This window comes from Streptomyces sp. 7R007, assembly GCF_054850255.1.
The window spans coordinates 231,631-245,861 of sequence record NZ_JBTWMV010000010.1; the positions used below are offsets into that span (position 1 = coordinate 231,631).

At 70.0% G+C, this 14,231-nt stretch carries 10 protein-coding genes; 1 reads left to right on the forward strand and 9 read right to left on the reverse strand.

The features are described 5' to 3' along the window. Positions 1–104: 104 nt before the first annotated feature. The 5 genes from ACYF6T_RS16420 to ACYF6T_RS16440 form a co-directional block, all read right to left on the reverse strand. Complete coding sequence (locus ACYF6T_RS16420) at positions 105–1,028, reverse strand: anti-sigma factor family protein (RefSeq protein ID WP_461697060.1); 924 nt, start codon at positions 1,026–1,028, stop codon at positions 105–107. Next, complete coding sequence (gene sigM / locus ACYF6T_RS16425; RefSeq protein WP_461697061.1) at positions 1,025–1,750, reverse strand: RNA polymerase sigma factor SigM; 726 nt, start codon at positions 1,748–1,750, stop codon at positions 1,025–1,027. The genes ACYF6T_RS16420 and sigM overlap by 4 nt, the downstream gene beginning before the upstream one ends. A gap of 27 nt (positions 1,751–1,777) precedes the next feature. Then, positions 1,778–3,496 carry a protein kinase family protein gene (locus tag ACYF6T_RS16430; protein ID WP_461697062.1) on the reverse strand — a complete coding sequence of 573 codons (1,719 nt, stop codon included), beginning with the start codon at positions 3,494–3,496 and terminating at the stop codon, positions 1,778–1,780. Between the two features lie 138 nt (positions 3,497–3,634). Next, on the reverse strand, positions 3,635–5,866 hold the full coding sequence (gene murJ / locus ACYF6T_RS16435; RefSeq protein WP_461697064.1) for a murein biosynthesis integral membrane protein MurJ: 2,232 nt from the start codon (positions 5,864–5,866) through the stop codon (positions 3,635–3,637). Between the two features lie 44 nt (positions 5,867–5,910). After that, positions 5,911–8,286, reverse strand: coding sequence for a DUF6049 family protein (locus tag ACYF6T_RS16440; protein WP_461697066.1), 2,376 nt, complete (start codon positions 8,284–8,286; stop codon positions 5,911–5,913). Positions 8,287–8,544: 258 nt separating this feature from the next. On the opposite strand from ACYF6T_RS16440, the gene ACYF6T_RS16445 reads away from it, so the two are divergent. Then, a complete protein-coding gene (locus ACYF6T_RS16445) occupies positions 8,545–9,984 on the forward strand; it encodes a CCA tRNA nucleotidyltransferase (protein WP_461697067.1) in 1,440 nt (479 codons plus the stop codon). A 94-nt stretch (positions 9,985–10,078) separates the two neighbouring features. Here the strand turns inward: ACYF6T_RS16445 and ACYF6T_RS16450 are convergent, their stop codons facing one another. The 4 genes from ACYF6T_RS16450 to ACYF6T_RS16465 form a co-directional block, all read right to left on the reverse strand. Beyond that, a complete protein-coding gene (locus ACYF6T_RS16450) occupies positions 10,079–10,621 on the reverse strand; it encodes an LppU/SCO3897 family protein (protein ID WP_461697068.1) in 543 nt (180 codons plus the stop codon). A 121-nt stretch (positions 10,622–10,742) separates the two neighbouring features. After that, the gene (locus ACYF6T_RS16455; protein WP_461697069.1) at positions 10,743–12,005 is read right to left on the reverse strand and encodes an MFS transporter; all 1,263 of its coding nucleotides are present in this window, start codon (positions 12,003–12,005) and stop codon (positions 10,743–10,745) included. A 91-nt stretch (positions 12,006–12,096) separates the two neighbouring features. Beyond that, on the reverse strand, positions 12,097–13,179 hold the full coding sequence (locus ACYF6T_RS16460; RefSeq protein ID WP_461697071.1) for an inositol-3-phosphate synthase: 1,083 nt from the start codon (positions 13,177–13,179) through the stop codon (positions 12,097–12,099). Positions 13,180–13,222: 43 nt separating this feature from the next. Further along, positions 13,223–13,906 (reverse strand): PadR family transcriptional regulator, encoded by a 684-nt coding sequence (locus tag ACYF6T_RS16465; RefSeq protein ID WP_461697072.1) that lies wholly within the window; start codon positions 13,904–13,906, stop codon positions 13,223–13,225. Positions 13,907–14,231: the final 325 nt, after the last annotated feature.

The window sequence follows — 14,231 nt, forward strand, 5'->3', positions numbered from 1 at the left end:
GTGTCCGGGCACACGGATGCGAGGCACCGTACGGGATACCACGCGAGAGACGGACCACGCCTCGGTGTGACGGCTTTCCGCGGTGCGGCTCGTCGGGGGGCCGCTCAGGGCTTGCTGTAGGACTGCCTGAGCAGAACCGCCGCCTTGGCGGAAGGGTGCGTCACACAGGCCGCGTCGACGATGTACGCGTTCACCTTGGCGGTGTCGGAGGCGTCGGAGAACAGCACGAGCAGGGCGTCGGATCCCTTGTAGGTGCCCTCCGTGGACGCGAGGGCCGGGTCCGTGCGGCCGATGGCCTTCTGCACGCAGCCGGGAACCGAGGGCTCCTTGCTCATCTTCGGGGAGATGAGGGTGGGGTCTCCCAGCGCGCCGACATTGCTGTGCGGAGCTTCGGAGCCGCGTCCGGTCGCCTGGCCTCCGGTGAGAAGAGCAGCGACCTGATCCTTCACCTGCTTCCCGGAGAAGGTGTCCGTCGCCGTCGTGTGCCGACCGTTGGCCTCCGTGTCGGAGGGCTTGCCGTCGTCGAGCGTGGCGACGAGCACGGAGCCCAGTCCGAGGGCGGCGACAGCGAAGACGGTGCCGAGGACGGCGACCCTGCGGCGCCCGCCGCGCTTGCGGTTCTTGCGGCCCGGTCCGGTTGTCGAGGGGCGGGCGTGTCCGGAGGGGCGGTCTGCGGCGGTCGATGTTTCACGTGAAACATGCGCGTCGTCACCGCCGTCCGTGGAACGGGAGGCGCCGACGAGGGCCGGAGCGTCCGACTCCTCTGGTGCCGTCGCGTTCAACAGGGCCTCTGCCGCGAGGGCGGCGTCGATGCGGTGGGCGACGTCGTCGGGCATGCGCGGGGGGCCGGGCAGGGTGCCGAGCAGTCCGCGGATCTCCTCCAGGGAGGAGTACACGTCCGCGCAGAGCTCGCACTCGTCCAGGTGCCGTCGTACATCGGCGGTGCGGGACGGCGGGAGCAGTCCCTCGGTGAGGTCGGAGATCTCCGCGACGTCCGGGTGCCCGGCCATGTCCGTCGTGGATGTCACGCTCGCCCACCTCCGCCCTTCATAGCAGCTGAATCGCCTGGTCCTGGATCGCGTGGGCCGTCAGTCGGCGGCCCCGCTGCCGGTGGGACGGATGTCCCCGGGGTCCGGTTCCGCCCGTCACCCTCTTCTTTTCCGCCGGCGGCGCTTTCCGGGCGGAGATGGGTGAGGAGCGGCAGGAGTCTCGCTCTGCCGCGGGCGCAGCGGCTCTTGACGGTGCCCGTCGGGACGTCGAGCAGCCGGGCGGCCTCGGCGACGGGATAGCCCTGCATGTCCACCAGGACGAGGGCGGCGCGCTGGTCGGGCGGAAGGGTGCCGAGCGCTTCCAGCAGCTGCCGGTGCAGGTCGTTGCGCTCGGCCGGCGCCGACGCCTCCTCGTGCGGCTCCAGCAACTGCTCCAGCCGCTCGGTGTCGTCGACGGGGGAGGTCTTGCGGGAGGCGGCCTTGCGGGCGCGGTCGAGACAGGCGTTCACCGTGATCCGGTGCAGCCACGTCGTGACGGCCGACTGCCCGCGGAAGGTGTGCGCGGCCCGGTAGGCGGAGACCAGGGCGTCCTGAACGGCGTCGGCGGCCTCCTCCCGATCGCCGAGCGTGCGCAGGGCCACGGCCCACAACCGGTCCCGGTGCCGTCGCACCACTTCGCCGAAGGCGTCGGGATCGCCCGCTACATGGCGGGCGAGGAGGTCCTGATCGCTTGCGTCGCCGTATGCCGGTTCATCTGCCATCTGACCCCCTCCCCTTGGACGAAGTGCTCAGCCGGTGAACTTCACGTCGGTGATGCCCTGCTTGTAGCCGGCGCTGCTGTAGTCGTCCTGGGGTGCCTTGGGCACGTCCGTGATCCACAGCAGCACGTACTCCGTCTTCACCTTCTTCGTCGACTTCACCGTGAGAGAGGTGCCGCTCGTGGTCGCGGTTCCGATTTCCGTCATCCCGTCGACGGACGACGAGGGGGACAGCGAGTCCGTGGCGTACAGATGGATCGTCGTGTGGTCGCCGGCGTACCGGAGCCCTATCGACGCGGCCGACACCGTCTGGGCGGAACCGAGGTCGTAGACGATGCCCACGCCCGGCTTGTAGGGCGCCAGTTTGGGGCCGGCGTTGTAGCTCTTGGTCCGCCAGTACGTGGAACTGTCTCCGTCGTACGTGTTCCTCACGTCCTCGGGAGCCTGCGCGGAACCCTCGGCGACGTACTCCTGCGCGCTTTGCACGGCGAGGTTCCTGACCGGCTTGGTCTTGTCGCCGTTCTTGTCGTTGCCGTCCGTCGTCTGGGTCTTGTTGGTGTCGTCCCTCTTGTTGCCGTTGTCCATGAGGGCATCGGCGAGTTGCCAGCTGCCCAGGCCGAGAGCGGCGATGAGGAGCGCGGAGACGGCCCACTTGAGGGCCTTGCCGGTGCGGCTCTGCAGGGGGGCCGGCGGTGGTGGGACGGGCTGGGTGACGCCGGGGTGGGGCGCGGGACGGCCGTAGGAGCCCTGCTGGTACGTCGTGCCCTGGTACTCGGGCGGCGCGGTGAACGCCGGCTCCGGCGGGCGGATGCGGGGCATCTCCCCGACCGCCTTCACCAGCTCCTCCGGCGTGGTGCACGGCGACTCGTGACGGGAGGCCGTGGCACCGTCGTTGGCGAGCGCGCGCATGCTCAGCTCGGACAGACCCCGGTGGACGCCCGCCCGCACCTGGTCCGGCGGGATCAGCCCGACGTCCTTGGGCAGCCCGGACAGACCGTAGGCGTCGTTCTCGTAGGGCCAGCGCTGGGTGAGCGCCGCGTACAGCAGCGCGCCGACGGCCTCGGTGTCGGCCCGCTGAGGGGTGTCGGAACTGATGCCCCGCAGCGCGGCGTTCACGGCCAGGCCGCGGATGCGCCACTGGCCGCTGGAGGTCCGGAGCACGGCGTTGGGGTTCAGGCGCAGATGGGCGAGGCCCTCGCGGTGGGCGGCGGCCATGGCGGAGGCGATCTGGCTGACCATCTGGTAGGCGTCGTGCGGTTCCAGCGGGCCGGTGGCGAGCAGCGTGGTCAGTTCCACCGCGTCGGGCAGCCATTCGTGGACGACGTAGACGAGGTCGTTCTCCTCCACGGCGTCCAGCACCTGGACGAAGCGGGGATCACCGAGGAGCGCGGACGACCGGGCGGCCGCCAGCACGGAACGCGCCCGCGCGTGATCCGCCGGCAGGATGTGCACGCCGACGGCGCGGCGCAGTTTCTCGTCCACGGCACGCCAACTGCTGAATCCGTCCAGTCGGGTGACGCACTCCTCCAGCCTGTACCGTCTGGCGAGCTTGTGACCGCTGTGCAGTTCCGGCGGTGAGGCCTTCCCGGGACCCTCGGTCCCACCACTCCCCTGTGCCTCGTCGATGTCCGTGTCCCGCTCCCGGTTCTGGGCCACCCCGTCGGCCGTGGACTGGTCCGCCACTGCGGTCAGCGGCTTGTCACCGCTGTTGTCTGCCACGTCGACGGCAGCCGTGCTCCGTTCCGCCACCGTCGTTCCTGCCTCCCCATCCATTGCGCGCCGACCGACTTCCGTGCGCGCCGTCCGACGCCGAAACCAATTGTGCCCACAGTCCGCCTCTATGCACGACACGCGGTGGCGGACGATGGTTGTGCGCGTACCCCCGCCTCAGCGCCCCAGACGCCCGCGCACCATGCCGACCAGTGAGTTCAGTTCCTCGATGCGCATCTTGCGTGCGGCGACGAAGAAGATCCCGAGCAGTACCGCCCCGCCGACCAGCAGCGCGGCGAACGAGCCGACGACACCCTGGCCGAGCGTGTGGCCGATCTCGTAGCAGGCCGCGCCGCTGAGCGCCGCCGCCGGCACGGAGGCGATGCAGAGCCTGGCGTACGTCCGCATCACCCGGTTGCCGTCCAGGTCGCCGCCGAGGCGCTTGCGCAGCCGGTTCCAGGCGACGCCGACGCCGATGGCGTAGGCGAGGCCGTACGAGGCGGCCATGCCGGCCACCGCCCAGCGGGACGGCAGCACGAGGTAACACAGCGCAGAGGCGCCCGCGTTGACGCCGGCGACGATGACGGTGTTGTAGAAGGGCGTCCGTGTGTCCTCGTAGGCGTAGAACGCGCGCAGGACGACGTACTGCACCGAGTACGGGATCAGGCCGAGGCCGAAGGCCATCAGCATGTACCCCATGTTGGTGGCCTCGCTGGTGCCCGAGGAGCCGAAGATGAGCGTGCACATCGGGATGCCGAGGGCGAGGAAGCCGAAGGCGATCGGCACGATGGCGACGGCCGTGGTGCGCAGGCCCTGCGAGATGTCGTCGCGGACGGCGCCCGTGTCGTCCTCGGCCGCCGAGCGCGAGATGCGCGGCAGCAGCGCGGCCATGAGGGAGACGGTGATGATGGCCTGCGGCAGACCCCAGATCAGCTGGGCGTTGGCGTAGGCGGCGAAGCCGGTGCCGTCGACGGGCGAGTGCTTGCCCGCGGCGGTGGACAGCTGCGAGACGACGATCGCGCCGGCCTGGTTGGCGAGGACGAACAGGACGGTCCACTTGGCGAGCGTCACCGCCTTGCCGAGGCCGTGGCCCCGCCAGTCGAACCGCAGCCGCAGCCGGAACCCGGTCTCGCGCAGGTAGGGGATCATCGCGAGCGCCTGGACGACGAGGCCCAGCAGCACGCCGATGCCGAGCAGGCGCTGGCCCTCCGGCGGGATGTTGGTGACCTTCATGCCGGAGTCGGCCGCGGAGCCGTACACCCAGATGAACATGCCGAGGGTCACGATGATGACGATGTTGTTCAGCACCGGCGTCCACATCATCGCGCCGAACTTGCCCCGGGCGTTGAGGACCTGGCCCATCACCACGTGGACGCCCATGAAGAAGATGGACGGCAGGAAGTAGCGGACGAAGGTGATGCCGACCTCGTTGGCCGCCGGGTCGCTCGCCACCGAGTCGGACAGCAGGCGGATCAGCAGTGGCGCGGCGAGGACGGCGAGCGCGGTGAGCGCGCCGAGCGCCACCATGACCAGGGTCAGCAGCCGGTTGGCGTAGGCCTCGCCGCCGTCCTCGTCCTCCTTCATCGCGCGCACGAGCTGCGGCACGAACACGGAGTTGAGACCGCCGCCGACCGTCAGGATGTAGATCATCGTCGGCAGCTGGTAGGCCACCTGGAAGGTGTCGCCGAGCAGGCCGACGCCCAGCGCGGAGACGATCAGCGCGGAGCGGACGAAGCCGGTGAGGCGGGAGACCATCGTGCCCGCGGCCATGACGGCGCTGGACTTCAGCAGGCCGCCCGCCCGGCCGCCCTTCTTCGCGGCGGGAGCCGGTGCCGGGGCGGGCGCGGGAGGCGGCGCCGCGGCGGGCGTGGTGCCGAGGTTCATGGTCTGGTCGTCGGCGGGCATCGGGGCGCCCGCGGGGTTCGGGACCGACGCGGGGTGGGGGCCGCTCTGCTGCTGGTCGCGGAAGAGGTGCGCGAAGGCGTCGTGTTCCCGGGGCTCCTCGCCGGCCTGGGTCACCAGGTCGTCGACGCCCACGAACTGGGTGGTGCGGGGGTCGCTGCCGTGCGGCAGGTACTGGGTGGCGCTGTCCGGTTCGGGCGCCGGGGTCTGCGCCCACACACGCGGGTCGGGGGCGTACGGCGACTGCTGCGGCCGGCCGTACAACGGCTGCTGCGGCTGGTACGTGCCCGGGGGCGGCGGAGGGTGCGCGGCGCGGTCGTAGAGCGCCTCGGCGACCGGGTCCTGCGCGGCGAGGTCCTGCGCACGGTAGGGGTCCTGGTCATAGGCGTCCTGGAGGTACATGTCCGCCGGCGACTGCGGCGGCACCTGGCCCTGCTCGGGCGGCGGGCCCTCGGGGTGCCCCGAGCCCGCGGCCCGGCCGCGGTCACCGTCGTACGGCGCGTTCATGGTTACCCCACCTCATCGTCCCGGGCCCACCGGCCACGACATCCTCAACGGTCCACTCTCTCACCCGTGCCGGACGGGTCGGCGCTTTCCGCTGCGGTGTCCGCCGTCGGGTCACTCGCCTGCACCGGGTCGTCTGCCCGGACGTCGGTGCCGGACTCCTCCGTGAGACGGTCCTGCGGGCCTTCGGGGTTCTCCGGGCCGTCGGCGGCCTCACCGGCGCCCTCGGGGCCGTTCCCCTCGGCCGCCCGGGCGGCCGCGCGCTTGCGCTGCGTGTACATCCGGAAGCCGGCGAGGACGAGCAGGAGGAAACCGCCGCCGATGACCAGCATGACGGTGGCCGTGAACTCGGTGACCTTCACGTCGAAGCTGACGGGGGCGCCGTAGGCCTGGCCGTCCTCGGTGTACAGCTGGGCGACCACCGTCGCCTGGCCGTTCGCCTTGGCGGACGTGGTGAACTTCACCGTCTGGCTGTGCCCGCCGGAGACGGCGACGGGCTGTTCGTAGTACGCCTTGCCGCCGATCTGGAGGCGGGTCGGGCTCATCGAGGTGAGGCGCAGCACGAGGTGGTCGACGCCCTGCACCAGGTTGTTCTGGACGGTGACGGGGATGGTGGCGCTGCGCCCGGACAGCTTGGTGTCCGACTTGTCGATCAGCCGGACCTGACTGGTCAGGTCGTCGAGGTGGGACGCCACACTGCTGCGGAAGCCGTCCGCGTCCGCCGCGCGCCCGCGCCACGAGGTGGCCATCTCACGGTTCATCGCCCGCCCGAAGGGGGTCACCACGCGGGACTCGTCGGTCAGGATCACCCGGAAGTTGTCGAGCTTGTCCTGCGTGGCCGCGATCTGCTCGAAGGCCGTGCGCGGCAGCTCCTGCCTGCGCAGCGCGGCCGGGTAGGCGGAGGCGGACGGCACCTTCGTCGTGGCACCCGGGTCCGGCTTGGCCGCGGCGGCCGAGGACAGCTTCTGCGTGTCGGACCACGTGCCGCCCTGAAGGGCGGTCAGCGCCGCCGCCATCGCCTGGGCCTGACGCACGCTCGGCATGCGCTGCGGGGCGACGACGATGCTGCGCTCCTTGTCTGTCTGGAGGGTGAGCGCCAGGCTCTGGGCGAGGAACCGCTGGACCGCCAGGGTGGCGGAGGAAGCCTTCGTCAGGTCGCCCTGGAACGCCGTGGACAGCCGTGCGTCGGTGACCACCGCCGTGGTGCCGCCGCCGATCGGGCGGGCCGCGGAGGGCGTGTACGGCAGGCCGCCGGTCTCCTGAAGGCTGTCACTGCGCGCGATCACCGTGTCGGCACCGGCGGAGGTGGCGACCTTCACGATCGACGGGTCGACGGCGCCGTCCACGGGCCAGGCGAAGTCGGTGCTCGGCGTCACGTGCAGCACGGTCTTGACCGTGGTCGCGGCGACGGCGGTGGCCTCGTTGAGGTGGTTCAGCGAGCCGGTGACGCTCGTGCCGTTGTGGGCGAGCGAGGCGAGGTCGGGGTCGGCGAAGGGCAGGGCGACGACCTCCTTGCCGTCCACCGCCTTCTGCAGCTCGGCGAGCCACTGCTTGGCGACCGCCTGGTGCGTGCCGGCCACCGGGGTGCCGCCGTCGGTCTGCACCTTGTAGGAACGGGTCATCGCGTCGACGGAGGCCAGCAGGTCGGGGTCGACGACCCAGGTGACGTCGAGGTTCTCGCCCAGCGTCAGCATCTCGTCCAGACGGCCGCCCGGCGCGATCTCCTTGGCGAGGTCGTCGTTGAGGAAGACCGGCGTCTGCTGTTCGTTCGAACCCGTCTCCGCCGTCATGTGGACGGTGGAGATCAGCGGCCACAGGAACGTCGTCTTCGTCTTGGTGCCGGCCTCGTCGGGCTGCCAGGGCAGGAAGGTCCGCTGGACGCCGAGCGTCTGGCTCCAGGGCTGTGCGGCGGTCTCGCCGGCCAGGGTGACGGCGAGCGGGTAGACGCCGTCGTCGCCGAGGTCCAGCTTGTCCACCGGCACCGAGATGCTGAAGTGCTCGGCGACCCCGGGGGTGAGCTTGGAGAACTCCTCCACGTACTTGCCGCCGACCTCCGAGCCCGTCGCCGCCTGGACGTCGGTGCTGTCGGCGGCGGCGTCCTCGACGGACGAGCGGGTGGTGAGCCGCTGGCCCACGCGCAGGCCCACATGGGCGTCGGTGACCGTCTGCTTGCCGTTGTTGGTGACCGTGCCGCTCACGGTCACGGTGTCCCCGTCGGTCGGGGCGCTCGGGGTGAGCGTGTCGACGGCGACGGAGACCGAGCCGGCACCGGAGGCCTCCGGAGTGGACGCCTCGGCCGCCGGGGCGGGCAGCTGCAGCACGCCGGCCAGCAGGGGCGCCCCGGCGAGCAGTGCGCCGGTGCGCCGCAGCCAGCGGCGGGCAGGTGAGGAACTCATCCCCTGGATGTCTGCCGCCTCGGCCACGCGCTCGCCCGTCCCTCGTCGTCGTCAGTGGTCGTCGCAATGTGCGTCCACGCATGGTAACGATGCGCGCTGAGGGGAAGTGCCGCGGTCCGCTCCACAAGATCGTGGGACCCGGCCGCAGCATCCCCTATGTGCACGTATAAAGAGGAGCGCCTCCGTACGTCACAAGGGCAGCCCTTGCGCGTGTATCGGCGGAACTGTCCGTGCACGTTTAATGGAGGCACCCGCGGCGGCCCGGGCCACGTACCCTCTTCTGTTGTGCCGAACGCCAACGAAGAAGCCCCCAGCGCCGTGAACCAGGAGCGCCCCGCGATGAGTGAACAGCTGCGGGTCGCCCCTGTCGCCGACGATCTAGCCCGCCGCTTCCAGGCGGCCGGGTTCTCCCTCGCCCTGGTCGGCGGCTCGGTCCGGGACGCGCTGCTGGGCCGGCTCGGCAACGACCTCGACTTCACCACCGACGCCCGCCCCGAGGACATCCTCAAGATCATCCGGCCGTGGGCGGACGCCGTGTGGGAGGTCGGCATCGCCTTCGGCACGGTCGGGGCGCAGAAGGACGGCTACCAGATCGAGGTGACCACCTACCGGTCGGAGGCCTACGACCGCACCTCGCGCAAGCCGGAGGTCTCGTACGGCGACACCATCGACGAGGACCTCGTACGCCGGGACTTCACCGTCAACGCGATGGCTCTCGCGCTCCCGGAGAAGAAGTTCATCGACCCGCACGGCGGGCTCGACGACCTCGCGGCGCGGGTGCTGCGCACACCGGGCACTCCCGAGGCCTCCTTCTCGGACGATCCGCTGCGGATGATGCGGGCCGCCCGCTTCGCCGCGCAGCTCGACTTCGAGGTGGCCCCCGAGGTCGTGGCGGCCATGAAGGAGATGGCCGGGCGCCTGGAGATCGTCTCGGCCGAGCGCGTACGGGACGAGCTGAACAAGCTGATCCTGTCCGCGCACCCGCGCAAGGGCCTGACGCTGCTCGTCGACACGGGGCTGGCCGACCTCGTCCTGCCCGAGCTGCCGGCCCTGCGCCTGGAGAGCGACGAGCACCACCGTCACAAGGACGTCTACGACCACACCCTGATCGTGCTGGAGCAGGCGATCGCGCTGGAGGAGAACGGCCCCGACCTGACCCTCCGCCTCGCCGCACTCCTGCACGACATCGGCAAGCCGCGCACGCGCCGGTTCGAACAGGACGGCCGGGTCTCCTTCCACCACCACGAGGTGGTCGGCGCGAAGATGACCAAGAAGCGCATGACGGCGCTCAAGTACTCCAACGAACTGGTGAAGGACGTCTCACGTCTGGTCGAACTCCACCTGCGCTTCCACGGATACGGCACCGGTGAGTGGACGGATTCCGCGGTCCGCCGCTACGTCCGCGACGCCGGACCGCTCCTCGACCGTCTGCACAAGCTGACCCGCTCGGACTGCACCACCCGCAACAAGCGCAAGGCGGCGGCGCTCTCCCGCGCGTACGACGGCCTGGAGGAGCGCATCGCCCAGCTTCAGGAGCAGGAGGAGCTGGACGCTATCCGTCCCGACCTCGACGGCAACCAGATCATGGAGATCCTCGGCGTCGGTCCCGGCCCCGTCATTGGCCGCGCCTACCAGCACATGCTGGAGCTGCGCCTGGAGAACGGTCCGATGGAGCACGATGCTGCGGTGGCCGCTCTCAAGGAGTGGTGGGCCCAGCAGGGCTGACTGTGAAACGAGGTCATGTTTCACGTGAAACATGACCTCGGGAACGACGGAGGGGCGGTGTTTCACGTGAAACACCGCCCCTCTCGCGTCGGACTTACTTGTAGTCCTTCAGGCAGAGCAGGAAGTCGGAGCCGTCACCGGACTCGGTGTAGATGTACTGGAAGTCCTTGGCCTGCGCCTCGCACTTCGTCTGGGCGACCGAGTCGGTGAAGGTGCCCTCGATCTTGGCCAGCACCGTGTACTGGGCCTTGGCCGAGCTGCAGTCCACGACCTCGAGGTCCGGGTCGCTGTCATTGGTGCTGCCGCGGTGCATGCAGTCACCGACCTTCGCCGTGTTGGCGTCGTCCCGGCTGGCTATCCAGCCGCCGATGGCGATTCCCGCCGCCGCCACGACGATGACGATGTTCTTGATCGTCTTGAAGCTGAGCTTGCGCTTGGGCTGCGGGGGAACCGGCGCGTACGGAGCGGCGCCCTGCTGGGGGAACCCGGGCTGACCCGGCTGCTGCGGGTAGCCACCCTGGGGCGGGTACGGCGCCTGCCCCTGCTGGGGCGGGTAGGGCGCCTGGCCCTGAGGCTGGCCGTAGGGCTGCTGGCCCTGCGCGAACGGGTTCTGGCCCTGGGAAGGCGGAGTAGACACTTAGAGGTCCCCCTAAAAGCAGAGTTCGTGGCGCATAAAGCGCGAGTAAGACGCACGTAAGCTACCGGTCCCCACTGACAACTCCGTACTCCAGGACCACTCTGTGGCTTTGATGTGACACTTATCGGCGCTCAAAGCGGGCCATAGCGGCAGCAACCGCCCCGTAGATGACGGCGACTGTGACAACCAGGAACGCCGAACGACCGTCAGGGGGCAGGATCAGGGCGGCGGTTCCCGCCGCGCCGACGAAGGCGACGTTGAACAGCACGTCGTAGACCGAGAAGATCCGGCCACGGAAGCCGTCGTCGACCGAGGACTGCACGATGGTGTCGGTGGCGATCTTGGCCCCCTGGGTGGTCAGTCCCAGGACGAACGCCGCGACCAGCATGGGAGTCCGGGCGAACGGCAGCCCGAGGGCAGGCTCCAGCACGGCGGCGGTCGCCGCGCACACGACGATCCACCAGCCGGGCCCGAGCCGTGCCGTGGCCGCGGGCGTCACGACCGCCGCGACGAAGAACCCGGCGCCTGAGATTCCCAACGCCAGTCCCAGCAGGGCGAGTCCGTCGTCCGTGTTCGACGTGAAGCTGTAGCGGCAGAGCATCAGCAGCATGACCAGCAGGGCGCCGTAGCAGAACCGCATCAGCGTCATGGTGACCAGAGCCCAGGCGGCCTCCCGGCGGGGCGGCGCGGCCAGGTGACGTACACCCGCCACCAGCTCCCGCGCGGTGCCGGTGACAGCCGTCGCCAGCCCGGGCTGGACCTGCGCGCGTTCCGGTCCCAGCAGGTGCGGAGCCATGCGCAGCGAGGCGAGCGCACCGCACAGGTACAGCAGGGCCCCCAGCAGGACCACGGCGGCGTCGGAGTCCGCGACCACCAGCCGGACGGCGAAGGCGAGCCCGCCGCCGGCGGTCGCGGCGAGCGTTCCCGCCGTCGGGGAGAGGGAGTTGGCCATCACCAGCCGCTCGTCGTCGACGACGCGGGGCAGCGCCGCGGACAGGCCGGACAGGACGAAGCGGTTGACGGCCGTCACGCACAGGGCGGAGACGTAGAACAGCCAGTCCGGGGCGTGCCCGAGTATCAGCAGGGCCGTCACGGAGGCCATCAGCGCGCGCAGCAGATTGCCGTGGAGGAAGACCTGGCGGCGGCGCCAGCGGTCGAGCAGGACGCCGGCGAAGGGGCCGACGAAGGAGTACGGCAGCAGCAGGACCGCCATCGCGGAGGCGATCGCGGCGGCCGAGGTCTGCTTCTCCGGGGAGAAGACCACGTAGGCGGCGAGCGCGACCTGGTAGACGCCGTCGGCGCCCTGGGAGAGCAGTCGTACGGCGAGCAGGCGCCGGAAGTTCCCGAACCGCAGGAGGGTGCGCAGGTCACGGACGACGGCCATGGGGCACAGCCTCACATACGGGGAGGGTCCCCGGGTCATGGACCCGGGGACCCTCGACGCCCTGGCAGGAGCTGTTGAGCGGGGTGTCGGACTAGCGCTCGACCTCGCCGCGGATGAACTTCTCGACGTTCTCGCGGGCCTGGTCGTCGAAGTACTGGACCGGCGGGGACTTCATGAAGTACGAGGACGCGGAGAGGATCGGGCCGCCGATGCCGCGGTCCTTGGCGATCTTCGCGGCGCGCAGGGCGTCGATGATGATGCCGGCGGAGTTCGGGGAGTCCCAGACCTCGAGCTTGTACTCGAGGTTCAGCGGCACCTCGCCGAAGGCGCGGCCTTCGAGGCGGACGTAGGCCCACTTGCGGTCGTCCAGCCAGGCCACGTAGTCGGACGGGCCGATGTGGACGTTCTTCGCGCCGAGGTCGCGGTCCGGGATCTGGGAGGTGACGGCCTGCGTCTTGGAGATCTTCTTGGACTCCAGGCGCTCACGCTCGAGCATGTTCTTGAAGTCCATGTTGCCGCCGACGTTCAGCTGCATGGTGCGCTCCAGGCGCACGCCGCGGTCCTCGAACAGCTTCGCCATGACGCGGTGCGTGATGGTGGCGCCGACCTGCGACTTGATGTCGTCACCGACGATCGGCACACCCGCCTCGGTGAACTTGTCGGCCCACTCCTTGGTGCCGGCGATGAAGACCGGAAGGGCGTTGACGAAGGCGACCTTGGCGTCGATGGCGCACTGGGCGTAGAACTTCGCCGCGTCCTCGGAACCCACCGGCAGGTAGCAGACGAGTACGTCGACCTGCTTGTCCTTGAGGACCTGGACGACGTCGACCGGCGCCTCGGCGGACTCCTCGATGGTCTCGCGGTAGTACTTGCCCAGACCGTCGAGGGTGTGGCCGCGCTGGACCGTCACGCCGGTGTGCGGCACGTCGCAGATCTTGATGGTGTTGTTCTCCGAGGCGCCGATCGCGTCCGCGAGGTCGAGGCCGACCTTCTTGGCGTCGACGTCGAACGCGGCGACGAACTCGACGTCACCGACGTGGTAGTCACCGAACTGCACGTGCATCAGGCCGGGGACCTTCGACGCCGGGTCGGCGTCCTTGTAGTACTCGACTCCCTGCACCAGCGACGCGGCGCAGTTGCCCACGCCGACGATGGCTACGCGAACCGAACCCATTCCGGTTGCTCCCTGTGTGTACGAGTGACGCCCGAGTGGGCCGTCACGTGGCGGTGTCGCCGGGCGTATCCGTCCCGGGGGTGTCCCCGGGACGGGGCAGGCCGCCCGTCGATCCATTGGTGGTGTCCTGCTGAGCGGACCCCCCGGACGCGGAACCCTTCAGGTCCCGCCCGGCCCGCTCGCTCTCGATGAGCTCGTTCAGCCAGCGCACTTCGCGCTCCACGGACTCCATCCCGTGGCGCTGGAGCTCAAGCGTGTAGTCGTCGAGGCGCTCCCGCGTGCGCGCCAGCGAGGCGCGCATCTTCTCCAGCCGCTCCTCCAGCCGGCTGCGTCGGCCTTCCAGCACGCGCATGCGCACGTCCCGGGACGTCTGCCCGAAGAACGCGAACCGGGCGGCGAAGTGCTCGTCCTCGTACGCGTCGGGGCCGGTCTGCGAGAGCAGGTCCTCGAAGTGCTCCTTGCCCTCCGCCGTCAACCGGTAGACGATCTTGGCGCGACGCCCTGCGAGTGGAGCGGCGAGGGCGTCCTCGTGGGTGTTCCCCGACTCCTCGATCAACCAGCCGTTGGCGACCAGCGTCTTGAGGCAGGGGTAGAGCGTCCCGTAGCTGAAGGCCCGGAAGACGCCCAGTGACGTATTGAGTCGTTTGCGCAGCTCATAGCCGTGCATCGGGGACTCGCGGAGCAGGCCGAGTACGGCGAATTCGAGGATCCCGGAGCGTCGGCTCATCCTCTCGCCTCCTCGTCTTTATCTCGCGCTGATGTATCGACTCGATACATCACGACGATAGAACGGCCTTCCGGTTGCGACAAGTGGGGAGACGGTGAACGGGATCACATCACTTATTCATCCGAGGCAAGTTGCCTGATTTGGGGTGAACTTCTGGGCTCGGTGGGTTTTGACGGTGCGTAGTCTGTGCGGCATGCACACCACCGGGAACCGAGTGACGCAAGGGGGCGTCATCGTCCTCGGTGCAGTACGGGTGAATGCGCAACCGATCGCATCCGTACATCGGGGGGACCGGAAACCAGCCGCCGTTTCCAGGCGCGCAAGG